Annotated in this window: 20 protein-coding genes and 1 pseudogene; 4 read left to right on the top strand and 17 right to left on the bottom strand. The window is 45.9% G+C overall.

Annotated features, from left to right (window positions below):
- Positions 1-261: 261 nt before the first annotated feature.
- The 7 genes and pseudogenes from AC58P7_RS08945 to AC58P7_RS08915 form a co-directional block, all read right to left on the bottom strand.
- Positions 262-1,371: a rhamnogalacturonan acetylesterase gene (locus AC58P7_RS08945; protein WP_497341897.1), complete on the bottom strand. Its 1,110-nt coding sequence runs from the start codon at positions 1,369-1,371 to the stop codon at positions 262-264.
- Between the two features lie 29 nt (positions 1,372-1,400).
- A pseudogene (locus AC58P7_RS08940) lies at positions 1,401-1,694 on the bottom strand (hypothetical protein); the annotation flags it as partial.
- 95 nt (positions 1,695-1,789) lie between these two features.
- Positions 1,790-4,360 carry an exo-rhamnogalacturonan lyase family protein gene (locus tag AC58P7_RS08935; protein WP_497341895.1) on the bottom strand — a complete coding sequence of 857 codons (2,571 nt, stop codon included), beginning with the start codon at positions 4,358-4,360 and terminating at the stop codon, positions 1,790-1,792.
- A gap of 124 nt (positions 4,361-4,484) precedes the next feature.
- Positions 4,485-6,830, bottom strand: coding sequence for a helix-turn-helix domain-containing protein (locus tag AC58P7_RS08930; protein WP_497341893.1), 2,346 nt, complete (start codon positions 6,828-6,830; stop codon positions 4,485-4,487).
- A 210-nt stretch (positions 6,831-7,040) separates the two neighbouring features.
- Positions 7,041-8,636 (bottom strand): extracellular solute-binding protein, encoded by a 1,596-nt coding sequence (locus tag AC58P7_RS08925; RefSeq protein ID WP_497341891.1) that lies wholly within the window; start codon positions 8,634-8,636, stop codon positions 7,041-7,043.
- Positions 8,637-8,684: 48 nt separating this feature from the next.
- On the bottom strand, positions 8,685-9,569 hold the full coding sequence (locus AC58P7_RS08920) for a carbohydrate ABC transporter permease (protein WP_497341889.1): 885 nt from the start codon (positions 9,567-9,569) through the stop codon (positions 8,685-8,687).
- Positions 9,570-9,602: 33 nt separating this feature from the next.
- Positions 9,603-10,574, bottom strand: a complete 972-nt coding sequence (locus AC58P7_RS08915) for an ABC transporter permease (protein WP_497341887.1) — start codon at positions 10,572-10,574, stop codon at positions 9,603-9,605.
- A gap of 252 nt (positions 10,575-10,826) precedes the next feature.
- On the opposite strand from AC58P7_RS08915, the gene AC58P7_RS08910 reads away from it, so the two are divergent.
- On the top strand, positions 10,827-12,827 hold the full coding sequence (locus tag AC58P7_RS08910) for a beta-galactosidase (RefSeq protein ID WP_497341885.1): 2,001 nt from the start codon (positions 10,827-10,829) through the stop codon (positions 12,825-12,827).
- Between the two features lie 99 nt (positions 12,828-12,926).
- Positions 12,927-13,685, top strand: a complete 759-nt coding sequence (locus AC58P7_RS08905; protein WP_497341883.1) for a YheC/YheD family protein — start codon at positions 12,927-12,929, stop codon at positions 13,683-13,685.
- 173 nt (positions 13,686-13,858) lie between these two features.
- Here the strand turns inward: AC58P7_RS08905 and AC58P7_RS08900 are convergent, their stop codons facing one another.
- The 8 genes from AC58P7_RS08900 to AC58P7_RS08865 form a co-directional block, all read right to left on the bottom strand.
- Positions 13,859-14,902, bottom strand: a complete 1,044-nt coding sequence (locus tag AC58P7_RS08900) for a glycoside hydrolase family 88/105 protein (protein ID WP_497341881.1) — start codon at positions 14,900-14,902, stop codon at positions 13,859-13,861.
- A gap of 25 nt (positions 14,903-14,927) precedes the next feature.
- Complete coding sequence (locus AC58P7_RS08895) at positions 14,928-15,704, bottom strand: carbohydrate ABC transporter permease (RefSeq protein ID WP_497342057.1); 777 nt, start codon at positions 15,702-15,704, stop codon at positions 14,928-14,930.
- Between the two features lie 76 nt (positions 15,705-15,780).
- Positions 15,781-16,683, bottom strand: a complete 903-nt coding sequence (locus AC58P7_RS08890) for a carbohydrate ABC transporter permease (protein ID WP_497341879.1) — start codon at positions 16,681-16,683, stop codon at positions 15,781-15,783.
- A gap of 229 nt (positions 16,684-16,912) precedes the next feature.
- Positions 16,913-18,238, bottom strand: a complete 1,326-nt coding sequence (locus tag AC58P7_RS08885; protein WP_497341877.1) for an ABC transporter substrate-binding protein — start codon at positions 18,236-18,238, stop codon at positions 16,913-16,915.
- 95 nt (positions 18,239-18,333) lie between these two features.
- On the bottom strand, positions 18,334-19,896 hold the full coding sequence (locus tag AC58P7_RS08880) for a response regulator transcription factor (protein ID WP_497341875.1): 1,563 nt from the start codon (positions 19,894-19,896) through the stop codon (positions 18,334-18,336).
- 3 nt (positions 19,897-19,899) lie between these two features.
- On the bottom strand, positions 19,900-21,648 hold the full coding sequence (locus tag AC58P7_RS08875; RefSeq protein ID WP_497341873.1) for a sensor histidine kinase: 1,749 nt from the start codon (positions 21,646-21,648) through the stop codon (positions 19,900-19,902).
- 345 nt (positions 21,649-21,993) lie between these two features.
- Positions 21,994-22,116: a hypothetical protein gene (locus tag AC58P7_RS08870; RefSeq protein WP_497341871.1), complete on the bottom strand. Its 123-nt coding sequence runs from the start codon at positions 22,114-22,116 to the stop codon at positions 21,994-21,996.
- A 27-nt stretch (positions 22,117-22,143) separates the two neighbouring features.
- Positions 22,144-22,821: a hypothetical protein gene (locus AC58P7_RS08865; protein WP_497341869.1), complete on the bottom strand. Its 678-nt coding sequence runs from the start codon at positions 22,819-22,821 to the stop codon at positions 22,144-22,146.
- 226 nt (positions 22,822-23,047) lie between these two features.
- Between AC58P7_RS08865 and AC58P7_RS08860 the strand changes: the two genes are divergently transcribed.
- Positions 23,048-23,335, top strand: a complete 288-nt coding sequence (locus AC58P7_RS08860) for a hypothetical protein (RefSeq protein ID WP_497341867.1) — start codon at positions 23,048-23,050, stop codon at positions 23,333-23,335.
- 110 nt (positions 23,336-23,445) lie between these two features.
- Here the strand turns inward: AC58P7_RS08860 and AC58P7_RS08855 are convergent, their stop codons facing one another.
- Together AC58P7_RS08855 and AC58P7_RS08850 are read right to left on the bottom strand one after the other, a co-directional pair.
- A complete protein-coding gene (locus AC58P7_RS08855) occupies positions 23,446-23,811 on the bottom strand; it encodes a hypothetical protein (protein WP_497341865.1) in 366 nt (121 codons plus the stop codon).
- Positions 23,812-23,980: 169 nt separating this feature from the next.
- Positions 23,981-24,934, bottom strand: coding sequence for a substrate-binding domain-containing protein (locus AC58P7_RS08850; protein WP_497341863.1), 954 nt, complete (start codon positions 24,932-24,934; stop codon positions 23,981-23,983).
- Between the two features lie 178 nt (positions 24,935-25,112).
- On the opposite strand from AC58P7_RS08850, the gene modA reads away from it, so the two are divergent.
- Positions 25,113-25,973, top strand: coding sequence for a molybdate ABC transporter substrate-binding protein (modA, locus tag AC58P7_RS08845; RefSeq protein WP_497341861.1), 861 nt, complete (start codon positions 25,113-25,115; stop codon positions 25,971-25,973).
- Positions 25,974-25,981 lie beyond the last annotated feature (8 nt).

Genomic DNA, 25,981 nt, shown 5'->3' with positions numbered 1-25,981 from the left:
CTTTCCAACGAGTAGATTGTTCTACTTGAGGAAAGCCACTTGTTTGCGTTGAAAGGGAATGTAGGTGCACTAATGAGATGAAATCGACTGTATTTAGCGATAAGGGGAACGTGGATGCTCTATTTATCCGATTTTCGTGGCTTTTGGCGTTTTTCGGTTGAATAGGGAACTTACGTTCCCCTGCGATGTACTTTTCGCGCGTTTACCCGTAAATAGGGCACCCAGGTTCCCTTTCCTCTAGGATGCCCTTTGAGGGAAACATCACCGCAAATACAAGCTTAGCGGCTGAAGCTTCAAATCTTTCAATCCCGCGTAGACTAGCTTCGCGACTTCAATCCCGCCCTGTTGCTGGAAATGCGTGTTGTCTTCCACACCATCAGGGAAATTCATGAATTCACCAGGAGCCAGCCACATGAATAACCGTTTGGTCCCCTCTGGCCCTAACTCTTCGAACAATGCCTTGCTGCTTGCGGCAAGATCGATCAATGGCACTTCTTGTTCAACGGCCAACTCTCGCATCGCTTTCAGGTAATCGCCATGTGTATCGCGTAGCGAACCGTCCTCCTCGAAGAAGCGACGCTGCACGGACGTGACTAGAATCGGGTACGCTCCCCGCTCGCGAGCACCCTCCATATAAATCTTTAACGATTCTTTATACGTGGTAAAAGGCTCGGTATACCGCGCTTCATCAGGTTTCTGATCATTATGACCGAATTGGATGAGCAGATAATCATGGGGCTTGATTTTGCTCCAAATGGTATCGAGGACTCCTTCACGTATAAAGCTCAAGGAGCTGCGACCTGACAGCGCATAATTGGCTACCGACGCATCTGCCTTGACGAATAGCGGCAGCATTTGTCCCCAGCCTGCATACGGATACCCGTCCGTCGGTTGGTCTGTTACGGTCGAGTCCCCTGCTAGAAACAGCGTGCACGCTGCTCCGGCAGGCTCAATTTCCAAGGCATTTATGCGTGGTGCTCTGCCCGTAAATGTAAACTTTAGCTGTGCATCCGTGACCCACACGGAGAAGCTCGTACGGACAAAATGCCCCGCAGAAGTACGCTGCTTATGAAGCACAAGCCTTCCTTCTCCCGTGGTGATCGTCGTTTCCGTTTCTGCGATCTCATCGCCGAGTAGGATCGAAACTTTATATGTCCCATCCGCCGGAACATCCACCAGAAAAGAGGTGTCGAGCAGTATGCAAAAGTCTCTACGCAACGCGCCAGGCTCATCTCGATCCTTGGCATGTACGTTTTTCACGTTGCTAAATCCATATCCAACAGACTTCTCATACTGGTCTTCAGGTGTAATCTTAATGTAGCCTTGCTCGGGATTCGCTACCCCGAAATCGAATTTAAACGCATGTGTCATCGTAAATTTCCTTTCTTTTTACAACGGAAGCTTGTTTTCACTTCACCATTTTGCCCATTTAGGATGAGAAGTCGTCCATCCATCACGCATAATACCTCTAACTGACCATCGCCATCAATGTCAGCGATTTGAGCGGGATAGTCGGATCCCGCACTCCCTGCTCCCAAATCTGGCTTACCTGTTTGCCAAAGCAGATTGCCTTCCAGATCAAATGCCGTCAGGCATTGCACCTGATGGGGAATATAACGAACATCCTGTCGATTGTCAGGATGCACCAGCAGCATCTCCATGCGGCCGTCTATGTTCAGGTCGCCAAGGAGCATTTTGCATCGCGGACCTGCCGCTTCAATATCTACCTTGCCAATGAGATAAGGCGCCTTGCTCGTTTGTCCCACAGCCAATTCCTCCTAACATCTGTCTAATGGGGAAGCCAATCCGAAATAAGCTCAAGTGCGATGATGGTATTCAATGACCATTGAGCAGCCTCATTCGTGTTCATCCAATCGATCTCCTGCAAGGTGTCCACATGCGTAACGATGGAGGCCTCCTGCTGAAGATCAATTTTAGCAAAAGTATTCCCTAGTAAAATGGCCCAACATTTCAACGCCGTCTCCTCATGCTGCTTATAAAATGCGCCATAAGCCGTAATTGCCGCACTGAGCACAGGATGCTCAAAATGTTTGGTGGATATATGACCATGGGTCAGCTTATCCTTCTGTTCCTGTGTTTGGTTATAATAAACACCGAGCTCCGCCATCATGTCTTCCCAGTCAGGATCCTTCAACATACCGGCAAGCTCGAACCAAACCTGTGGTCCTCCCATACAAATGGCCAAATGCCTTCCCCAATTATCGTCGCCATGCGGGGATAGCACGCCTGTCTTTGGATCATACCCATAGGTCGGTCCCGAAATGAGCCGATAATTGGCATCCTTAATACAGTTGATACCTACTAGGATTTTGTCCCGATACGCCGTATCCTCATAGCGCTCCCACCGGGTCATCCAGTTCGAGCTGAAAGCCGCCCAATCTGGTCCTACTCGGATATGCGTCGGATGCTCATCCTTCGGAAAATAAGCCCTCATCGGATCCAAATTCACCGTCGTGAAATCCGAATCACGCACCTCATCCATGATATCCCCAATCCGCTCATCGGCGGTCAAATAATAGAAGTACCGATGCAGGCCAGCCATCCCGATACGTGCCTCCTTACAGCCGCAGCCCCAATGGACAACATTGTGCCTGGACCCAAGTCCCGCATATTCACCGAAATGGTACAGATCCACTTCACTTGTGTGCCGAGTCATCGCTTCCGCCATCCTGAAAATATCCGCTCGGCCTGTCCGAAGGAACATGACCCAAAGCCACATGTTCGGCGCTAGCTCTGTATTTTGCCACGCACAGCCACCTAAATCATAGTTCCATACATGTCTAACGGGGTCATAACTATGCATGAAATCGCCATAATCCCAGAATCCATACCACTTTCTCTGCTCGACTTCATCTTGATAAAACTGGATAATACCATCTAGCCGATTCTCCAACTGTTCCTTGACTGAATTGCTGCGGTCTGGCAAGCTCCAGTAACCAAAAGCACCCGACGCGTGATAATAAGCTGGTTCACAAATAAGCAGCGAAGGACTCTGCGTTTCCTCCTGCATATGCTGAAGCAGCTCGGTTCCTGGCGTTTCACTTGTACACCAGAGCATCATTTCGCTCGTATTCGCGATTCCATAGGGCGTTGCACGCAGCTCTTCCGCCCCTTCGTACGAGGATTCCACGTGTGTTTCGGTATCGTAATGGCGTAGGTCCATGGGCGCCCCGTCTGGTGACCAAAACCAAATTGTAAACGCAGCCTCGGACTCCGCTGTACCGTGCACGTCAAAGCTTGATGGATGCTTCTCCCAGAAATGACGCAATCCCACAGCCAGTCCGCCGCCTTCACCACCTACATAAGCCAAACCGCCTGCGCGAGCTCCGTCCGTCACCTTCACCCAACTGCAGCCTGCCTTCGTCCTCTTCCATATCCGATAATGGTCAGACGAATCTTGCACAAGCTTAAAGCTATCCCACGTTGCCGAATCATCCAATAATCCTAGGAAATAAGCATCCTCAGTTAGGTCAAAGGTGACTTGCTCGCCCCATGTTTGACGCTCAAAAAGCTCTCGATACTTTCCTTTTGTTCGACGCGTATGCAATGTTTTGGGGGATTCACTGAAATAACCGCTATCACCAGCGAAGCGAATATGGCGATTGTATTGAGCTCCTCTCATAGGCACAGCGAAGCGGATGCCTAAGCCTTTAATGAAATCTTCATGGGGATTCCCATCATAGTGAAACGTATGCACGAGCTTAATCGTTTCCTGTCCGGCATACAGATACATTCGCAGTGTAAAAGGCAGCCATTCTCTAGCCCCCGTTGTCGAGCAAAGCCTGCCGTCCAATTTAACGACAGCCCTGATCGGTCCGACTTGTTCGACAACAGCCTGTAGGACTCGGCTTTCGAATGTCTCCTTGCGACTTATCCTTACACCGGATACTTCACTAATCCCTTCCTTCAAACCGATCAGTTTCCCGCCGCGGCATATCTCAGTGCCATCACGAACAATACTGCGAAGCCACTGATTACCCTGTTTACCTAATGTACAGACCATTACACCTGTATCTACTATAATGGCATCATCTGTCTCCGTTACGAGAACATGGTGATCGGAATCTGGGCTTTTTCCTTTTCGAATAGCAAACCCCTCAGCAGATCCAGGTTGAACTGCCGCAGCATGCGCAGACCATTTTACACTGCCATCCGGCCAGAAAGCGATCGGCCAGCTTTGAACCGGAACAGCTCTTTCGCTATCGCCATCACCTTCCAACCGCAAAGACTCCTCACGACCTAACTCACCCTCGCGCCAAGGTATTCCCCACGTTATCCCTACAGGTTTAGATGCCTCTTTGTTTAACCAACGCAGCTTAATTGTCGAATCCGAAACCAAGCGATCATCTCCTTTTCACATGTAGCCCCATTGTAAGAAGGAGAAGGCTTGCAAACAAGCGGACATTATTGCTGAGATACGATCAGACCGTTTGCACTTTTTTGGCGATATTGTACATTTTTGCTTAAGAAGTCCGGCTCAGCTCTCGATAGCGAGTTGGCGTCATACCCTCCATTTTTTTGAAAATCCGATTGAAATACGTATGCTGGTAGCCTACTTGATCGGCAACATCGTTAATCCGCATTTCCGATTCCCGAAGCAGCTCTTTGGCTTTATCCATGCGCAGCTCCGTCAGATAATCAATAAAGTTTTTGCCCGTTACTTGTTTGAAGGATCTACTTAGGAAAAAAGGATTCGTCCCTGTATGCTCCGCACAATTATCGAGCGAGATATCTTGTCTATAATTGTTCTGCAAATAAATCATCGCTTGCTCGATAATGCGTTTCACTTGGGCATCAGAGCGACCAGACATCTCCTTCATAAATGGTCTCAGCACTTTCTCCTGAAACCAGGCTAGAATTCTCGATGATTCCCTAATCTGGGAAAGCTGCTCATACAAATTTGCGCCTTTGAAGAGGCGATTAGGATTTATCCCAGACACCATAATCGCGTGCTGAACATTACCAAGCAGATGCAGCATCCCTTGTTGTACCTCAATTTCTTTGGCCCCTTTACAGGTTAAGACCTCCAGGAAAGACACTAGCAATTCGCTCGCTTCCCCTTCTTTTCCTGTCCGTAATGCTTGAATGAGCTCTCGCTCCTGTGTAAAAGGATATTGCAATTCCATGTCTTCATCTCCTGCACAATTGTCATGCTCCATATCAATTATCTGGTTCACATTTTCAAAGTAACGATAGCTAACCGCTTGTTTTGCTCTTTCGAAAGCAATAGGAATATCAGAGATCAGCGGTACAGGCCGACTAATGGCCATCGTCATTCTCATTTTCAAAATACGATTAATCAACTGCTTCAGCTCGTCACTAAAGGCTTGGTAGGCGTCCGAATAAGATTGATCCTCAGGAAGGATGATTAGAATGCCCGCTGTTAGATCGTGAAAATTGAGTGTATGGCTTTGTTCATAATACTGCGAGGCCAGCTCCTCGATCATATTCACTGCCGCAAAAGTTACAAGTCCCTCTTCCCCAAGTCGGAAATTCCCTTCAACGCTTGTCATCCCAATTAACTGGACGTATAGGACCACGAATTGCTTGTTTTTCACGTCCCACTTAAAACGCTCCATCCGATGGCGTAAATCTTCCTCTGAATACGCATTCAAATATCCTTGGAGCAATTGATGCAGGAAGCTGTCTTTCAGGTGTGGCAATTGCTCCGTCAGCTTCGTATTCAGCGCTAGACTCTCGTTATGCAAATTCATCCACTGTGACTCCAGCAAAGTGAATTCGTCGCCATGATCAGGATTAGATGAGCTTCCCCCCAGCATCGATACAAGCCTTTTGACCGGCAAGTAAATACGCCGAGAAGCTAGCCATGCAAGTAATGCCGCAAGCAGCAATACCGCAAGACTTACCGTGATAATCATCTTGGAAATAAAGACCACTGGTGATGTGATACTCGAAATAGGTGATGCGGATACGAATGTCCAATCCTCTGCGATCCTGGCTAAGCTGCCGTACGAAACCGTGTATGTGCTGCCTTTCCAATCCATAAAGAAGGAGCCTTTTTTACCGTTTAGGGCTGCAATTTTGTCACGAAGGGCACTCACAAAAGGAGAGGATGACGTGTTCCCATTCGTCGAAACGAACAGCTCACCGGCATTCTGGATCAGAAACGTTTCCCCGCCATCATAAGGTGTCAGCGTATTGAGCATATTGGCCACCTTTTGGCTATCAAAACGAAAAACTAACACGCCGAACGGCTTCAGGCTTCCCCCAGGAATTTGATGAACGAGCGTCAAGTCTTTGTTCTCGGGACGATTCGCATCAAACGCCCACTGCGTCCAATAGGTCGTATGCTGACCGTGAATGAGAGGATCGTAACTTGAGGCTGAGGCTGAAGCACGTTCATCAAGCTTCATATATTCAGGATTGAACAACACAGAACTTTCCCCACCCACATACAATTCCGCATGTTTCACCATCGCATTCGAGCCTTGCATCGCGACCAGCGTTCTCGTAATATCCTGTGTTCGTTCAAAATTTCGGACAAAATCAAAACCATTCAAGCTATAGTCAAATTTATTATCAAACGCCCAATGCGATAGCAGCAGCTCCAGATTGCCCAATTGATCATCGATATTTTGAGACCGTTGTTCAATTTGCCGATAGTGCAGCTGGAGAAGCTCGCTTTCCACGCGCCCGCCTGCCATCCAATACACGAGCACTCCCATCAATAGTCCAGGAATACCCGAAACGATGAATATTGTGATCAGACTCTTTTTGTAAAAGAGTCCTTGTCCACCGATCACCTTGCTTAATCTTCTTGCTAGTCCTTCTTTTATTGCTCGTAACATGCTCTCACCAACCGTTCGAAAGTATAGTCTGGAGCGAAGACTTCACCTTTGAGCGTATAACGATTGGTGTGAGGATGGAAGTTAATTTCCAGAGGATTTACACTACTTTTCCGACTTTTTGGTAATGTCCGTTAGCAAACAGTCATGGCACAACCATCGCCTCTCCCTCACATGGAAAAAGCCGTATCCCCAGACACGGCTTTCACTTTCTTATTTCTTCGCAGCTGCATACAACTCATTCATTTCCTTCACCAAATCATCCCCGCCTGATTTCTTCCACGTTTCGAAGGCTGCCTTCAAAGCCGCTTCATCACTTTGACCGACGATGAATTTAATGCGCGCATCGTTGATGATGTTATCCAATTGTTGGCCTTTTTGCGAGTAAACGGAGGAGATGAAAGGCTCGGCGGGGTTGGAAACGATGTTCGCTTCTGCTTCCTTTTGAATCTTCGTCGTTTGCAGACGAAGCGGTGTTTGCTTCACTTTCAGACCGCGATCTTCAGGGATGAACGGCAGCATTTGATTCAAGCCTTCCACTTCGGATTCGAGAAGAGCTGTATCCTTGCTTGGCACTAGCGCATCGCCATCCTTCGTGTAATGCTTGCCTTCGATACCATAACCAGCTAAGGTTTGAAGCTCAGGTTCGTTCATTTGATCCAAGAATTTCAATACGCGCTTCAGTTCTTCCTCTGTCTTCACACTGGATTTTGAAATGGCCAGGATACCTGCAAATCCGGAAGTAGGCAATGCTTTCAAGCCATTTTTGCCTGTGACACCAATCATATTATCTACATAGTGAATGTTCGGATTATCTTTGCCATCCTTCGCAAGTGCTTGATGAATTCGATCATCAATACGTGAGGCTGTATCTGTTACGTCTACGATGACCCCTGCTTGATTGTTAACAACAGGATCGTTCCACTTCGCTGAATCAAAGACGGCAAAATCTTGATTTATAAGCTTTTCATCATATAGCTTTTTCATAAATTTAAGCGCTTCCATATATGCTGCGGTTTGATGCTCAGGTACGAGCTTCCCGTCTACAATTCCCCATTTGTTCGGCGCTCCGAACCAAAGCTTCATTGTATCGAAACCGCTTGCCCATTGCCCTGTCCATTTGACCAAAACCATGCCATAAGTGTCATCTTTACCGTTCTTATCCGGATCTTTTTCTTTAAACGCCTTCAGCATCGCGTAGAAATCATCAATCGTTTTGGGCTGCTGCATACCGACAGCTTCCAGCCAGTCTTTGCGATAGTTGATCCCATTTCGACCTAAAGCACGGCCGCGATAAATGCCATAGTTTTTCCCCTCAATCGACGAGTTGTTCATAATGACTTGATTCGCTTTGCTGAGATTTGGGTAATCCTTTAAATATTTCCCAATTTCCCAAAAGGCGCCCGATTTGGCCGCGTTTACGAAACTCGGGTTCTTCACATCACCCACATAAATGATCTGAGGCAGCTTTCCTGAAGCCAAAGTGATATTGAATTTATCCGTGTAGGAGGAGTTCGGTACCCACTCCAGGTGAATATTCGTATTGGTTTTCTTCTCAATTTCGGTCGTAACCGGCCCATCATCCTTCGGGAAATTCGTTTTGAAGATGGGAAGCATGATGCTGAGATCAAGAGGGGCTAGATTCTCTGGGCCCTTGGTCTGTGTAGCCGCTTGTGTTGTTGCTGCGGATGTTGCGGATGTTGCGGGTGTTGCTGTACCCTCTTTGTCACTACTACAACCAGCGATTGTTGTCATGACAGCTGTGCCTACGGTTGCTACGGTAACCCATTTTTTCGCATTCTTTTTCATCTAAACATGCCTCCTCTAGGTTATGGACTTGCCCTCTATCGTAAACCATTACCCCTTGACCGAGCCGATCAAGACCCCTTTGGCAAAATGTTTTTGCAGGAACGGATAAACAAGCAGTATAGGAATTGTGCCCACGACGATAACAGCCATCTTGATAGATTGTTCGGGCGGTTTCACGAAATTCGGATCCATGGAATTGATATCCCCAGCAGCTGATTGCGATAATAACACAATCTGTCTGAGCAGCACCTGCAGGGGCCATTTTGCAGGATCATTGATGTACAGCAACGCTGAGAAGAAGTTATTCCAATGGCCGACGGCATAAAACAACGTAAAGGTTGCCAATACGGGCATCGATAACGGCAGTACGATCCGCCAGAGAAGACCAAGCTCTGTGCAGCCGTCAATTTTCGCTGCTTCCTCCAGCTCCGCAGGGAGCTCTTGGAAAAAATTTTTGACAATAATTAAGTTGAAAGCGCTTATCGCGCCAGGAATCATTAGCGCCCAATAGGTGTCCAACATATGCAATTCGCGAACGACCAAATAGGTTGGAATTAATCCACCGCCAAACAGCATGGAGAAAATGATTAGATTTAATACGGTATTCCGCCCCATCAAACTCCGTTTGGATAAGGCATACGCCATGGTAACGGTAAAAAACAAGTTGACGAAGGTACCTACGATCATGACATAGAGTGATACTCCTATACTTTGCACAATGGTATCCGTCGAGAAAATAAAGCGATAGGCCGATAAGGTAAACGTTTCTGGAATGAGGAATACCGCACGTTCTGTCAGCTCTGCATCGGAAGCGAATGACCCTGCAATGACGTAGAGAAATGGCAGTATGGCAACGATGCCAATGACACCAAGTACAACATAATTGCTTACATCGAAGATGGTTCCGGAAACGCTCTTATATTGCTTTGCCACAACCTCTCTCCTCCTTTACCGCTAATATTCGTATTAGTAAATACCAGATTGTCCGAACCGTTTCGCCGTCCAGTTCGCGCCAAGTACCAGGATGACGCCAACGACCGCTTTAAACAAGCCGACGGCTGTACTATAACTAAACGCTCCTTGTGTGATCCCCATCATATACACATAGGTATCAAATACTTCTGCCACTTCTCGGTTCAATGGATTCAGCATTAGAAATATTTGCTCAAAACCATTATCCAGCACATCCCCCACCCGCAGGATAAGCAGAATGACGATCGTGCTGCGAATAGAAGGAAGCGTAATGTGCCACAGCTGTCTCCAGCGGTTAGCCCCATCGGTTATGGCTGCTTCGTATTGTTCCACATCGACACCAGCAAGTGCTGCCAGGAAGATAATCGTGCCAAAACCGCATTCTTTCCACATCGTTTGAATGATAATCATCGGCCGGAACCATTCCGGGCTAGCCAAGAAGTCAATTTTATGGCCCAAATATTTCTGTAATAGCTCATTAATTAGCCCGCCTTGCGTTGTAAGGAAGACATAGGTCAAGCTGGCCACGATCACTAAAGATATGAAGTGCGGCACATAAATTAATGTTTGAACAGTTCTTTTATACATGTTTATCTTGATTTCATTCAATAATAGAGCAAGTATGATGGGTGCCGGAAAGTAAAACACCAAATTGTATAACGAGAGCAATAGCGTATTGCGGAGGAGCATGAAAAACTCTGGATTTTGAAAAAATATGCGAAAATGCTCCATGCCGACCCAGTCACTCTTCCAAAAGCCTAGAAAAGGCTGATAATTCTTAAAGGCAAGCAGCACGCCCCACATGGGCATATATTTGAAAATAATGAAATACAACAAGCCTGGCGTTAACAGCACGTAGATCCATTTATCCTTACGCAACCTTCCCCATACCTGCGACCTGCGTAGCCCCTTCGTTTGGGACATCCGAACAATCTCTCTGTTGTTAGGAGCAGCTGCCTGCTTCATCCTTTTCACCTCCACATATTGATCGCCTTGTGAGCGTTGTAGCCCTATTATGCATTCCCTGGGATTTACCGCCTATCAGACATTCTTGTAAGCCCTGCCAATCACTTCATTTCGGCTTCCATCAAGAAAGTGCAAACCCATCAAAACAGTTGAAATACCCTAATAATCCCAGCAAGAATGTGTTATTGCCCCTGAGAAGAATAGCAATTATAGTAGTAACTAACTTTTAGATGTAGAGGATGGATGATGGAAATGGGAAACAAGTTATATCATGGTGCAGCCTGGTATCCTGAGCTTTGGGATCAATCGGTCATTGAGCAAGATATCCTTCTAATGAAGCAAGCTGGTATGAATGTCGTGCGAATCGGCGAATTCGCATGGTCGAATATGGAGCCAACCGAGGGGAATATTGATCTTGGATTTTTTGTGCAAATGGTTAACCTCCTTCATGAAAATGGGATAGATACCGTCATGTGTACACCGACACCTACGCCTCCGCCTCCGATTTGGTTCACGCATGGGCATCCGGAGCGTATGTATGTCAATGAGCAGATGCAAGTCATGAGTCATGGCTCCCGACAGCACGCTTGTACGAATCATCCTTATTTTCGGGAAAAAGCCGCCATCATCACCGATCACATTGCACGAGCGATTGGACGGCTGCCAGGGGTAATCGGTTGGCAGATCGACAATGAATTCAAAGCGCACGTATCGGAATGCATGTGTGGAACTTGCCTTACACAATGGCACGAATGGTTAGAGGAACGTTACGAAACGATTGAAAAGTTAAATGAAGCATGGGGCACACAAATATGGAGTGAATACTATCACAGCTTTGAACAAGTACCTCAGCCAGGTCCAGTGCCGTTCTTGCATAACTCCTCCCTCAGCACGATGTATCAAATGTTCTCGATGGAGAAAATCGCCCAGTTCTCAGACGAGCAGGCGGCCATCATCCGCCAATTCTCGGATGCGCCGATTACACACAATAGCAGCGTCGCGTTCAGCGTGGATAATGAGCGCCTATTCCGTGACCTGGATTTTGCGTCCTTCGATACGTATGCGACGTATGATCACCCTGCGAACTATTTATTAAATAACGATCTGTGGCGGAACTTTAAACGCGGTCGGGATTATTGGATCATGGAAACGAGTCCATCCCATGCTGCTTCTCTTGCGAGCTATGCGAAGCCACATCCGAATGGCTATCTCAAAGCCGAAGCGGTTGCCGCTTATGCGCTCGGCGCAGAAGCTTTCTGTTATTGGCTATGGAGACAGCAGCGTGCGGGCTGCGAACAGCCCCACGGCTCTGTGATCAGCACATGGGGCAAGCCTACGGTTGGTTTTCCTAACGTGCTAGAGTTTGAGCAGGCTAGAAAAGAGATCGAAGCCACGATTTTAGCTACTCGCCCAACTCAGGCTGACGTTGCCATGACCTATTCGGATCGGTCCAAGGCGTTCCTGAAGACCGAGCCACATCAAAAGCTGAATCATCGCGGTCTTGTAACTGCGTTCTATGAGCGGATACTAAATCTAGGAATTCACCGGGATATCGTGCCGGAAGGCGGAGAGTTAGCTGGCTACAAGCTGTTGTTTACGCCTTTCCTCCCTTATATCTCCGCTGATTTTATCAAGCGAGCTACTTCGTTCGTTGCCGAAGGCGGTGTGTGGGTTGTTGGTCCTCTCTCTGGCGGACGAACAGAAGAACACACGATGCATACGGATGCTGCGCTCGGTGAATTGGAGCAGCTCACCGGTGTGGAAACGGTCTATACGTTCCCAATGGACGGCAGCGGCTCGATTGGCAGCGCCTTTGGCGTCGCTGCCCCGTTATCACTTTGGAGCGCGGTCTTCGATCCCAAAGAGGCAGTTGCCGTCGGAACCGTCGAATCGGGGCTGACGCCTGGGTTGGCTTTCATTACCGAGCGGGCGTATGGCAAAGGCAAGATCGTAATGCTAGGCTCCATGCCGACAGGCGAGGAAGGCGAGCAGCTGTTGAACAAGCTCATCTCGAGGTACGCAGATGATGCTGGCGTGACACTCCGCACGGATGTGACCGCAGGTACCATTGTCGCCCCAAGGCAAGGGGATGGCTATGAGGTGTGGGTCGTTGTTAACATGGACGGTGCTGGCGGCAGTGTGACGCTTCCAAGGGCTGGCATAGATCCGATATCCGGAACACCATACACTGAAGGTAAGCTGACGCTTGGCCGATACGAGCATAAGGTGATCCAGTTTACTAGCGGAGTTTAGCCCCCTGGTTAATTGCATGATTGATGTTTGCAGCTAGGTAAACGCACTTACGAGATGAACCCACCTCACATAAGCTGTCTAAAAAGAGGTGAACACCCTATGCCCACGTATAAAAGCAGATCAATTAAAAGCAAATGGCGTAAAACAAAATGGCTGCTTCAGCAACCAGATTTACGCCAATATGTCCCTCGAACGTTACTTTTTACGAAAAAGAATTTGACTTCAATGCTTTCTACTTATAAAACTGTCTACTTTAAGCCTACGGGCGGTTCTGGCGGTTCGAATATTATCCGAATTAAGCGGAAACCGAGTGGCTTCCAGACCCAATTGAATCGGAAAATGGACTTCTACACAACGAGAAAACAACTGTATAATAAACTCTCCGATTTTGCCGATGAGCGTTCTTTTCTACTGCAGAAAGGGATTCAACTCGCGAAAACGAATGGAAGACCCTTCGATATTCGCGTCATGGTGCAGAAGACGAATCAAGGTAAATGGGTCAGCACCGGAGTCTTCAGCAAAATAGGCAGACAGGGTAAAGTAGCCACCAACTATAATCAAGGCGGAACAATTGGTTATTTTCAGCCGACGATGTTAGGAGCTGGCTATTCCAAGCCCGCTATTCATGAACGAGAAATGGAATTGAAACAGCTGGGTGTATCCGTTGGGAACAACTTTGATCTCCATGTAAAAGGGTTTAGAGAACTCGGCCTCGATGTTGCACTTGATTCAAAGGGGAAGCCGTGGATTCTGGAAGTGAACACGCGGCCCCAGTTTTACCCTTTGAAGTACATGAAGAATCGCAAGTTGTATCAACGCATGGTGACCAGCGGGAAGCAATATGGGCGAACGAAATAGGGGGAGTGCTTTCATTCATTTCCTCCATTCTGTTGAAATAACAAGAAAACCTCCAGCTAAATTCGGACATTCACCGCGAGTACCGCGGGAATGCGAAAATTAACTGGAGGTTTGCATTTATTGCTGATTTTCCGTTGATACGCTGAACTGTTCTAAAGTGCTGCCTCTTCCAATCAGCACCCGTTCCCGAAGCTATCCTTCTTCGAACGAAGCACCTCAGCTAAGAACGTCAAGGTTAACCCTTGTCCCCACCCTTGGATGCGTTTGTCGGGCACGCCTTTGTAGCCTTGGGCGTTTTCCATGACAGCCGTCCCAGCAGATACGCCAGTTACGGTGCCTTCCTCGGTGATCCGTGCCAAGATACCGTCGATCGACTTCTGTGTATACTTATTGTACAGTCTTCCTCTTGTGAGCAAAGCCGTAGCAATGCCTGCAGATCCGGAAGTCTCCAAAGGAGCCGCCCGATCATCAAGAATCGTGTGCCACAAGCCTGATTCATCCTGTAATCGGACAAGTGTGCTCAGCTGATCGCGCAGTGAACCATCAATAATCATGAACGAAGGATGAGTTACCGATACGAGATGGAGCGCTCGCGCCATCGTGAGAGCTGCCCAAGAGTTGCCCCGCGCCCAGAATATAGAGGACATGTTGTTCTGAGCAATGTTATCCCAACCATGATAATACAGATTGGTCCTTGCATCTTGTAACACGTTCTCATGACCATGATACTGCTTCAGACCAATCTCGAAATAGTCATCGTTATTGAGCAAGGAACCCACACGAAGCAGGAAATAACCCGCCATGAACATCGTATCCACCCAAGCTTGCTCTGGGAAATTGTAAGTTTCGGAATTAACGGTATGTTGCAGAATGTCATCCCCGAAACGCTCCGCATCATTACACAGGAAATCAGCCATTTCCTTGACGGTGTTGAGGTATTTCTCCTCTTTCGTCACTTCAAATAAGGTTAGAAGGGTATGTCCTATGGACACCGCATTGACCGAAAGCTTCGGCAAGCCATCCTCCATATTTTCATCCACCCAAGCCTTCAACCTGGTTAGATAGGTTTCATTCCCTGTCGCCGCGTAGGCTTCGCAAACCCCATAAAACGCGACACCGCCAGGCCAATCCCAACCGAAGTCCATTCGAAACGTGCGGTCTACGACTCGATCGATGACTGATCTGATCTCATTTTCATCAAAAACTAATTTCGGCATGTCCAAGAAGTCCCCTTTCATAATGTTATCCTTTCAAACCGCTCGTAGAGATACCTTCCACAATGTAACGCTGAAAAACAAAGAACACGATGATGATCGGAATGAGTGACAGCGATGCCATGGCGAACATCCCGCCCCAGTTGTTAATCGAATCGCCATCCAAGAATAGCTTCAAGGCCAGAGACACTGGATATAGCGACGGTTTATTTAAATAGAGCAGCGGATTGATGAAATCCTCCCAGCGCCAGTAAAACGAGAAAATGGTCGCTGTAATGAGGGAAGGTACAATTAACGGTACAAGGATCCGGAAGAAAATGCTGTATTTACTGCAACCGTCCATCTTAGCCGCTTCATCAAGCTCAATCGGAATCGTACGGATAAACTGCATAATGAGAAAGATAAAGAATGGAATCGCGAAAAATTGCGGTAGGATAATGGGTTTAAAGGAAGATAGCCAGCCGAGCTTCGAGAACATGACATATTGTGGAATGATCGTTACGTCATGTGGCAGCATCATCGTCATCATCATACAGGTGAACCAGAAGTTTTTGCCAACAAATGGGATACGTGCAAAAGCATAAGCGACTAACGCAGAGCTAACGACAGCTCCAATCGTCGATAAAATAACAATGTAGAATGAGTTTTTATAGAAAGTGGCGAATGTGTTGCCAGCAAAACCCTTCCAGCCCGAAACGTAGTTCGACCAAGCGAGTTTACTAGGAATCAAGCTATAAGCCGTTGTGAAAATCTCATCATTCGGTTTAAGTGAGCTCGCGATGAGCCATATAATCGGATAAATCATGACTAAGGCCAAGGCGCCTACAATAATATGATACGCATAGGGTTTTAAGGTTTTTCTCAAAGTGACGTTGACCATTTTACCGCTCTCCTTTCGATTCGTAATACACCCAGTACTTGGAGGTTTGGAAAATAACCAGGGCGATGAGGCCGATTAGCAAAAGCATGACCCAAGCCATCGCGGATGCATAGCCCATTTCGTAAAATTGGAATGCCCTCCGGTACAAGTACAGTGAGTATAGCAATGTATTATCGAGCGGTCCGCCTTCACCTCGTGAGATGATGTAAGCAGGCGTAAACGTCATGAATGCGGATATGGTCTGCATGATGAGGTTAAACAAAATGATCGGGCTAAGTAGCGGTAAGGTAATATTGAAAAATTGTCTGACCTTGCTCGCTCCGTCTACACTCGCGGCTTCATAGTAGGAATGCGGGATGTTTTTAAGACCTGCAAGGAAGATCAACATGGACGATCCGAACTGCCATACGGACAAGGCAATCAATGTCCAAAGCGCTGTCGCTGGATTTCCGATCCAGCTAATATCCGTATGGATGCCAAGTATACCAAGAAAAGAATTCAATAACCCCTTATCCCCGAATACTTGCGTCCACATAATGGAAACGGCAACACTGCCACCTATCAGAGAAGGAAGGTAAAAGGAGGAGCGGTAAACACCAATCCCTCGTGCCGCTTTATTCAGCAGCATAGCGACGCCTAAGGCGAAAATAAGCCGTAACGGCACGCTGGCAAACACATACGTAAAAGTAACTTGTAGTGACTTCCAATATTTATCGTCTGCCGTAAACATTTTCTGATAATTGTCAAAACCGATCACTCTGGGTGTTTCGAATAAATTGTAGTCCGTAAACGAATAGTAGAGCGACGAAATGATCGGGTACAACGTGAAAATGAGAAAGCCTAGTATGAACGGAGAAGCAAACACATACCCGACTAGGTTATCGTTATTCCGCAGCTTGTTCATTGTTAATCAACCCCTATATGTTTGATCTCAGGAATGAGAGGCACCACGCCTCATCTCTTCTCTATCTGTATTATAAAGAGGATTGCGCACGCCATGAAGGCAAAAAACCGTTCATTTTGTTTAATTAGCCGAGGTTAGCGCACATTGTGTAGACGGTTTACATATGATCCGCCCGCGTTTATTAAACAAAAGGCTCCGCAGATGAATCCCCGCGGAGCCTAACTTATTGTTACTTCTTATTTTTAGCTAGAATCGCAGTTGCTTCCTTACGGAATTTCGCTGCGCCTTCTTCTACCGTCAGCTTTTTGTACAAGATTTGCTCAACTGTATCCTTGAGCAATTTATCAACCTCAACCGCACCTACAGGGTTCGGAGGATCCATTTGGGAGCTGTTTTTCTCTGCCCAAGCGACATATTCGAATACTTTCTTTTGCTCTGGCGTTAGATCAGGAAGTAATGCTTCCTTCACTTTGGAGGAAACCGGTACGCCGCGCTCGCCTTTGATGATTTTGTTCGCATCAATATCATTGATCAAGAAGTCAACAAATTTAACGGCTTCTTCTTTGACTTTAGAGGACTTCGCAACCGTCCAGAACATACTTGGCTTCAAGTATAGTGCTTTGTTCAGATTCCAACCCGGAATCGGAAGAATATCAAGGGAACGCTTCGCAGCAGTGTTAACAAGAATGTATTGGTTCGACCAGCCATTCGATGACACTGCGTTGCCAAGCGCTACCTCATCGTCTTCTGGTGTTCCTTTTTTCTGAGCAAGTTTATCCAGCGGCAGCAAGTAACCAGAATCGTACCATTTTTTGTACATCGTGTAGAACTCAATAAACGGTTTGTCGTCGGTGTAACCGAGGGAAGCTCCGTCTGCTCCATACATTTTCTGGCCTTGGCCTCTTAAGAAGAACGGGAAGTAAACATCATGACGAAGGTCAGCAGCTAGCATTTTCCCTTTGGATTTCAACTGTGCGCCAATGGCATCCCAATCGGCAAACGTCCAGTCTTGCTTCGGTGTAATCCCTGCATCCTTCAACATTTGTGGATCTACAGTCGCTTGCAACGCATTAGAGCCCGCATTAATCGCGACTAGCTTGCCATCCACTTTCCCACCGGAAAGGTTATTTTCGCTAATATCCTTCACATTCAGGATACCGTTCTTCGTATATGGGTCGAAATCTTCTAACTGACCTCTGCTTCCATACTGTGTCAGGTAGGAGATATCCATTTGGAATACGTCGGGCAAGCCATTAGCAGCAGCCTGAGGTGCAAGCTTTTTCCAATAATCATCAAAAGCCGCATACTCAGATTCAATTTTCACATTCGGATGTTTCTGTTGGTATAATTCAATCACTTTCAATGTGTAGTCATGACGTGCTTGTCCACCCCACCATGCAACGCGTAGTGTAACTGGATCTGCTTTGGCACTTGTCTTGGGTGCTGTGCTCGCCGCTGGGCTAGCGCCCGTGTTTGGTGTGCTTGTTGATCCATTTGTTCCGCAGCCCGCAAGTAGTAACGCGGCTGAGATCACAGTGAACATTACTTTTTTCATCTGTATTTCCTCCCCAAAGTTGTAATCGGTTTCTTTCTACTCGTATTATCGCGCTGGACGGAGGAAACGTTAATCCAAAATACAGACCTATTTGTTTAAAATGCAGAGGTGTCTGTCGATTTCATGTATTCAGATGGTGTCGAACCTCGATATTTTTTGAATACTTGACTAAAATATTGTGGATTGTCTCCAAAACCAAGTCGCTCAGCGAGCTCGAAAATTTTGATATCAGCATCTTCAGCGATCATTTCTGTTGCTCGCGTAATTCTAGCTTTCATGACATAATTGGAAAATTTCTCACCGGTTTCCTTCTTGAATAATTTCCCAAGATAGTCTGCATTCATATACAACATATCATGCGCCACCCAATTCAAGCTGAGATCTGAGTTCCCAAGCTGCGCATTAATGACATCGATGACCTTCTGAACAATCGCGCTATGCTTCACTTTGTTGATTCCATAGAAGCGTTCCGTCATCGTAATGACAACATTTTCCATGAACGTCTGAATCGTTTGCAGCGTGTTCATTTCCACAATCAATGGGATTTGGGTAAAATAATGATTCATTTCTTCCGGTGCACACTGACGAACGAGCGAAACGAATTGCTGAATGACGTACGATTTCGTCACATCAATATCCAGCTGCGCTTCCTTCAAGCCTCCAATAAATGCATGTAAGGCTGCTTCTGCTTCCTCGCGATGCCCCGATCTCACAGACATGTTCAGCCGTTCTTCATCCCATCCCAGCTCCTTCGGCGATGCTTCTTGGGAGACTTCCGTGTCCTTACGGGTAATGAGGCTGCCCTCACCCAAATAAAAACGGTAATTCAAAAGATGCAGACATTGCTTGTACAGATGTCTAGCCTTCGTAATGTGGCTCGGCTCGCTGAGCGCGATTGTGGCATCCATTTTGTAATACAGTTGAAACGTGTCCCGTATATGATAGATCCGCTCATGGAGTTGATCAATGTGATCTGATTCTTCAAGAAGAATTAAGACATGATTGCCAATCGTCGTACTCAGGAGGGGACTGTCCAGGATTTCCTGGGCAATATTCTTGATCGCAAACAGATGTTCAAACTCAAAACCTGAATCCAATTGAAATAAGAGCAGTCGAATTTGGTAATCAAAATCGAGTTTAAATAAGCTGCGAAAATAGTCCCAATCCCAATTACCGTACGTTTTATTCGTAACAAACTCCTTCAGGAATTGCTCTTTCACATGCGGCATCACTTTCTCAAGCTCCGCTTTCATGTTTCGTACGAATGACTCTTTACTCGTTTCCTGCTCTAGCTCCGCGACGATCTCCTGAAGCGCTTCACCGATTTTCCCCTCATTCGTCGGCTTTAGCAAATAATGCTTAACGCCGTACTGCATCGCTCTGCTCGCGTAATCAAATTCGCCGAAGCCTGACAGCAATACGAATCGAATATGCGGATAGGCCTCATGAACTCGCGCCACAAGCTCAAGTCCGTCCATCCCAGGCATCCGAATATCACTGATGATAATGTCAGGAGCTTGTCCCTGTATAAAATCAAAAGCTTCCACGCCATTACGCGCGGTCCCAATCAGCTCCGTTTGCAAGGACGGCCAATCCACCATACGTGAAATGCCGTCCAGAATAATTCTTTCGTCGTCAACTAACAATACTTTATACACACCTTATTCCTCCTGTCCTTTTGGCAAACTTAGAATGATCGAAGCGCCATGTTCTGCAGTCTCATCCACCCGAATACCATAAGCTTCGCCAAAGGCAAGCTTGATGCGATCATCGATATTCAGGAGTCCAATGCCTTTACCTTTCGTTGTCACTTCGCCACTTCTTAGTCTTTCTATCACGCCGCGCGGCATTCCGGGTCCTGTATCCTCAACAGCAAGGAAAATCCCTTGATCCGTACTCCAGCCTCGAATCGAAATTTCACAAGGCTCGATGGTTGACTCCAGTGCATAATGAATCGCATTCTCCATCAGCGGTTGAAGTGTCAGCTTGGGAATAGCGCGATCCATTAATTCGATAGGCACATCCAGCTTGAACACCAAACGCTCTTCAAAGCGAATTTTCTGAATCGTCACATAGCTGCGGACAATATCAATTTCTTCTCCTAACGTAATGATAGGTTCCTTTAGATCGACAGAGTGGCGAAGCAAATACGCTAACGCTTCCACCATTTCGGAAATTTTGGATTGCCGATTCACTTTCGCCATCCAATTAATCGACTCCAATGTATTGTACAGAAAATGGGGATTAATTTGGGATTGCAGCGCTTTGAATTCCGTTTCTTTAATTAGAAGACGGTTGGCATAATTTTCCTGAATCAAGGTATTGATGCGTTCTATCATGAATCTGAAGCTGCGTGTTAAGAGTCCAATCTCATTCATCGCGACCTGTCCGCCAGGCGGAAATAAATTCGCTTCTTCGAAATTCCCCTTCTCAGCCAGCTTCATCCGTACCATCAATTCGTCGATCGGTCGAGTTAAGCTATACGAGAAGCGAATACCTAACAAGATAACGACGGCGAAGATCGCAATAAAGACGAAGACAACCATTTCCTTAATAAACACAATACGGTCAAAAATTTGATTAAATGGCGTAATATTCAAGTAGGTCCAACCTGTATTCAGCGATTGTATTTGGGCAATGAAATATTCTTCATCGTCAATTTTCTGAATTTCATACCCTTTAACCATATTCATGGGCTTAGCAAGTCGACTTAGATCAAAAGAAGGCTCACTCGGGAAAATAACATTCCCTTCGGAAACAATCATCACATCGCCTTCTTCCGGTGCGATATCACGAACGATTTTCTCAATATTAATACGGAGTACAAGCGTCCCTAAATACTCCAAGTCAAAATTCGTTTTGTGAAACGAGCGTATTTCCCGCGTCGCGATCAGTGCCGAATCCTTACTGTCGGGATAGATCCATCGATTTTCTCCCATGCCCTCTGATGCAACATCCAGGATGTGCTTTTTCCTGTCAGCGTCCATCTTCAGAATGTTGCCACCTTCATGATCGTTGCCTTTGGCATCCATTATTTGAATCGAATATAAATAAGGCTCCTCACCTGAATAACTAATCAATCGATCTACTAAGTATTGACTAATAATAAGGCGGTCATAATCGGACGGATTTCTTTTCAGGGAAGTTAACCATTCTTGAACCTGCTCCTCGGCCAAAATCCGATAAGAGAGCTGCTGCAATCGTTTGAGCTCCGTTTCAATCGCAGTAGACGATAAATTAAGTACGCGCGAGGATTTCTCATAGATTTGTCCGTCATATATGGAGAATACATACTGCTGAATTAGTATCGTAAATGACAACGAAACCGCGATAACCATCGTTATCAAAATAGACAACTTGTTTTTGATCTTCATATGCCGATAAGCGTCAATGATGGAACGTAATCCCATGGTTGGTCGACTCCCTGCCTACGTCTATTTTTTATCGATTATGGCACCAAGAGGAATATTGGTCAACGTGCCTATTTGAATTAAGCCCGATAGGACGCGGCGAAACACCCATATAGGTCGTAAATGCGCGTGTGAACGCATACAGCTCCGAATACCCCAACGAATAAGCAATTTCGGTATTTGTAGACCTAGCCAACCGCTGGGTCTACATTAGGGCATACGCCGGGTATGCGAACGCACCGTTGGGGATGTAAGAAACGCTTAGACTGCAATTTCTGACGTCTCAGCGCACGCCCTTCTCAACAAAAGAAGCTCCTACGAATGAATCGTTGGGAGCTTCTCCAATTACAAGACCATTTGAAAACTCGTTTTATCCGCATGTTTATATTTAATACCTGAACCTCGTGTCGAGATGACCATCATATCTCGCCAAATGAGCAGATCCGTAACCTCGGCTTGCGCATTCAATTTGTTTCCGTGGAGATCCTCCTCTTTTCAGCACTTGCATGTGCGACTTTCCAGATATACATCTTTGATAAGTTTGAGATAATCCAGTGATTGATCAAGCGAGAGATTGTTGGTTTCGATACGATGCTGTTCACCACTCATAAGGTTGACGACTAGCAGTTGCGCGGGTTTCATACCGAAAGCTTTGTTACAAAACACAACAGACATATGTGTAAACAGTGCGATCGATGACTCGCTGACCTCCATGGCATATTTATGAATGACAAACGATTTCTCTGCGGAATCCATCACTTGAACAATCATCGATAATCCCATATTCAGCTCTTCAATCCATACATCCATGCTCTCAAATAAAAGGAGCGGCCATTCGATACGACTTCCGCTCGTCAACATGTGATATAACTGGCTAAGAACACGATGCTTCACTTCTGTATAAAAGGCTTCTGAGCTAAACTTGCCTACTTTATTGGTCCAACGTCTTTCAAATATATTCGTTAACGTGAGAAACGTCCGTGATGCAACAGGTATGGTATACCACGTGTTAATTGCATGATAAGCAGCGTACTGAGTAAGTTGCGTCCAATCAACATCCTCTGCGGATCTGTGATGGTCTTCAGTAGAAAGGACCTGCAGCCACCGTTCTAATTGATAATCAGCAATGACTTGCAGTGTCCCGACGCCAATGCCGTTTTCACTATGATTCATCTTGACTTTCCCCCTCATGATGTCTTATACACTCGCCATCCATTGATAATCATTTTCATTTAGAATACCTGCATCGAATGATAATGGTTCTCAGTTGAAATGTCAAGATCAACCAACGCACAGAGGCACTTTTGACAAAATGTCAGAAAACGACACCGATTTTCGAGCGACATTGCATTCTAGATAAGTTAATCTATGAAAAAAGATTCATAGGAGGCGTACTAGGATGCAAAACTTACAAATCATTGGATTAGGTTTTATTGTGCTTAGTATTATGTACTATCTCTTAATCGATGTTTTCGAGAAGAGTAAACGCCTCAGACAGAATGCTATGAATGTTCAGAGTGATCAACCTGCTAAGATTGCACCAAACAGGCAAGTGTCATCCATCTTAGAAGCCGTTTCCCCTGCTACGAATCAGGAAGGTGTCTATCCCATGTATGTTGATTGCAGCCGAAACCAACGGATTATCCCGCCACACTCGAATAACACCTTAACCCCTGCGACCATATGAAATAAGCGCCAAGCACGACAACGAGTGTTACGGCTGGAATGCCACAAACAGCCCAGCCGTATTGCTCTTGCGACCAACTCAAAGTAGTCCCAGCCTGCCAGTGTCGGAATTCAAAAATGAGCATACATCCCCACCAGATACGCAATCTGCTTCAGCAAGCTTTTCTTTGGAGCTAGCATCCTCTCCTCTCCCCTCCCCCCGTTAATCGCTAATCGTTTGGCCGCCTTCATCCACAACAATCGACTACTAACGATTCCTGTATGACAAGACTTAGCACAAGTGCCGAGGCAGCTAGCTGCTAAGTTCGATGGTGGTTGTATGCCAAGTCCGATAATGAATAAAAGGAGCACAGGAATATTTACCCACATCATTTCCACGGTAAAAAAGCCTGCTGCTTCAACAAATCGCTGAACCTGAAAGTCCACCGGTCGAATGAGGTCCAGCGCAATGTCCCCGGAACGTACGCGTAACGCCATCCCATAGGTAGGCGCTCGCTCTGTAGGTGACCATCGTGCGGGCTGAGAGTGACTTTTATTTCAAGGCTGAAGTAGAGGGCTATGTGAAAGAGTTGTCTCAAGCAAAGAGATATGCAAAGGATGTCTACTAGACTATGTTAGTTTTTCTGCCAATAATCTTTCTAATCGGTTACGTCTCATATAATATGCGTCCAGTCTGCGATAAATCATACCCTTGGATTGGACGGAGTTCCTTGCGAAAGGCTTCTGATTGAAGTACGCATTTAACCTGTTCAATCCAAGCAAGGGTCTCTGGTTTCTTTAACATAACAAGATCATATCGTTCTTGGATTAGAGGAATGAAATCAACGCCGCCAACCATTGAAGCCGCTTTTTCAATCCCTACTCCGAAATCCGCTTCACCCGTGGCAACTTTCCCAGCTACTCCCATATGATTCGACTCTTCTTGCTCATAACCGCTAAGCAACCCTTGCGAAATGCCATGTAATCGGAGTTGTTCATCGAGAAGCACTCTTGCTCCGGAGCCTTTTTCACGATTCACCATACGAAGACCTGGCTTTTTGAGATCCGCCCAACCATAAATTTGTTGAGGATTCCCTACTTGAACGTATAGACCCGCCGATCGTGATAAGAGATTCAAAACTAAAAACGATGAACCAATCAATAATCTACGAATATAGGGAAGATTATACTCGCCTGTGTCACCATCTAACAGATGTGTGCTCACAATATCGGATTCACCTTTATACATGGAGATTAGACTGTCCATACTCCCCACATACGACCGAAGCGGTCTGTACTGGGGTACATTCCTTTCGATATGTTTAGCTAAAATATCCAAACTCACATCTTGTCCAGTTATCACCAGAGAGTTCTTAGAAGATGTTACAGGCTGCATGAGATGCTGTGCAATTGGTTCTACGAGCTCAGTTCTAATAGAAGGAAACTTGCCGCCTTTCGCACGTCTTTTATAAGCTTCAAGATCTGATGCATCCACACGCATTTGCTTGCCTACACGATACGCAGGGAGCTCACCTTTTTTTATGAGATCATAGACGGTTAATTTGGAAATTTTCAAAAGTTTAGATATTTCTTCTGTTGTATAGGAAATGTCAGCTGTCATTGTAAACCTCCATGTGCGCGCCTTTCAAAATAGAGACACTATCATCTATCATAAGCTGATACTTAAGGGTTTTCAATCCCACTGTTTACTAATTAATTATAGTTAGATATAATTATGATTGATTATAACACTCTATTTATAATCAATTAGATATAAATTTAAAATTGGAGGGTACTTAATGTTTAGTTTAAGAAGGTTTAGTTATGTTTTGTCATCATTCATTATCATTTCAATGATCATCACAGGTTGTGCAAGCAACAAGGAACAATCCGTCACAAGCTCAGCTCCAACACAAACTGCTCAAGCAACAGCAGCATCCACACCATCGCCTCAACCTGCCGAGAAAGTAGAATTAACGATTTCAGCTGCAGCTAGCTTAACCGACGCCTTTAAAGAGATTCAAACTAACTATGAGACCAAAAATAAACAAGTTAAACTTAACTTTAATTTTGGAGCATCAGGCGCTCTACAACAGCAAATTGAACAAGGGGCTCCGGCAGATCTATTTTTCTCGGCAGCTACAAAAAATATGAAAGCCCTAACCGACAAGCAGTTGATTGATACTGCTCAGCAAAAAAACTTATTAATCAATGAACTAGTCGTTGTTGTGCCTGCAGACGGCAAGGTAGCTATTCAAAAGGTCGAAGATTTAACAAATGACGGCATCAAGCATTTAGCCGTTGGCGAACCACAGACAGTTCCAGCAGGCAGCTACGCAAAAGAGGCATTGACGAATGCGAAGCTATGGGATACACTTCAAGCCAAAACCGTTCAAGGAAAAGATGTACGTCAAGTCCTTACTTATGTAGAATCCGGAAATGCTGAAGCGGGATTTGTATACAAAACCGATGCCTTGACTTCGAAAAGTGTCAAAGTCGCTTTCAGTGTTGACCCTAAATCATACACGCCTATTGAATATCCGGCAGGCATCGTAAAAGCAACCAAGCACGGCAAAGAAGCCTCCGACTTTTACACCTATCTTCAAAGTAAAGAAGCACAAGATGTGTTTGTTAAATACGGGTTTTCTATTCCAAAATGAGGTTGAGG

It is taken from the genome of Paenibacillus sp. J22FR5 (assembly GCF_059691975.1).
The sequence above is the reverse complement of the archived record's forward strand: the minus strand, read 5'-3'. Positions and strand labels throughout refer to the sequence as shown.

Bases quoted from the DNA above. Each gene is read 5' to 3' on its own strand.
- AC58P7_RS08855 (WP_497341865.1), bottom strand. From the start codon at position 23,811: ATGGCGTTACGCGTACGTTCCGGGGACATTGCGCTGGACCTCATTCGA.
- modA (WP_497341861.1), top strand. From the start codon at position 25,113: ATGTTTAGTTTAAGAAGGTTTAGTTATGTTTTGTCATCATTCATTATC.
- AC58P7_RS08865 (WP_497341869.1), bottom strand. From the start codon at position 22,821: ATGAATCATAGTGAAAACGGCATTGGCGTCGGGACACTGCAAGTCATT.
- AC58P7_RS08900 (WP_497341881.1), bottom strand. From the start codon at position 14,902: ATGCCGAAATTAGTTTTTGATGAAAATGAGATCAGATCAGTCATCGAT.
- AC58P7_RS08885 (WP_497341877.1), bottom strand. From the start codon at position 18,238: ATGAAAAAAGTAATGTTCACTGTGATCTCAGCCGCGTTACTACTTGCG.
- AC58P7_RS08875 (WP_497341873.1), bottom strand. From the start codon at position 21,648: ATGGGATTACGTTCCATCATTGACGCTTATCGGCATATGAAGATCAAA.
- AC58P7_RS08905 (WP_497341883.1), top strand. From the start codon at position 12,927: ATGCCCACGTATAAAAGCAGATCAATTAAAAGCAAATGGCGTAAAACA.
- AC58P7_RS08910 (WP_497341885.1), top strand. From the start codon at position 10,827: ATGGGAAACAAGTTATATCATGGTGCAGCCTGGTATCCTGAGCTTTGG.
- AC58P7_RS08850 (WP_497341863.1), bottom strand. From the start codon at position 24,934: ATGACAGCTGACATTTCCTATACAACAGAAGAAATATCTAAACTTTTG.
- AC58P7_RS08860 (WP_497341867.1), top strand. From the start codon at position 23,048: ATGCAAAACTTACAAATCATTGGATTAGGTTTTATTGTGCTTAGTATT.
- AC58P7_RS08945 (WP_497341897.1), bottom strand. From the start codon at position 1,371: ATGACACATGCGTTTAAATTCGATTTCGGGGTAGCGAATCCCGAGCAA.
- AC58P7_RS08895 (WP_497342057.1), bottom strand. From the start codon at position 15,704: ATGATTTATCCGATTATATGGCTCATCGCGAGCTCACTTAAACCGAAT.
- AC58P7_RS08915 (WP_497341887.1), bottom strand. From the start codon at position 10,574: ATGAAGCAGGCAGCTGCTCCTAACAACAGAGAGATTGTTCGGATGTCC.
- AC58P7_RS08930 (WP_497341893.1), bottom strand. From the start codon at position 6,830: ATGTTACGAGCAATAAAAGAAGGACTAGCAAGAAGATTAAGCAAGGTG.
- AC58P7_RS08890 (WP_497341879.1), bottom strand. From the start codon at position 16,683: ATGAACAAGCTGCGGAATAACGATAACCTAGTCGGGTATGTGTTTGCT.
- AC58P7_RS08925 (WP_497341891.1), bottom strand. From the start codon at position 8,636: ATGAAAAAGAATGCGAAAAAATGGGTTACCGTAGCAACCGTAGGCACA.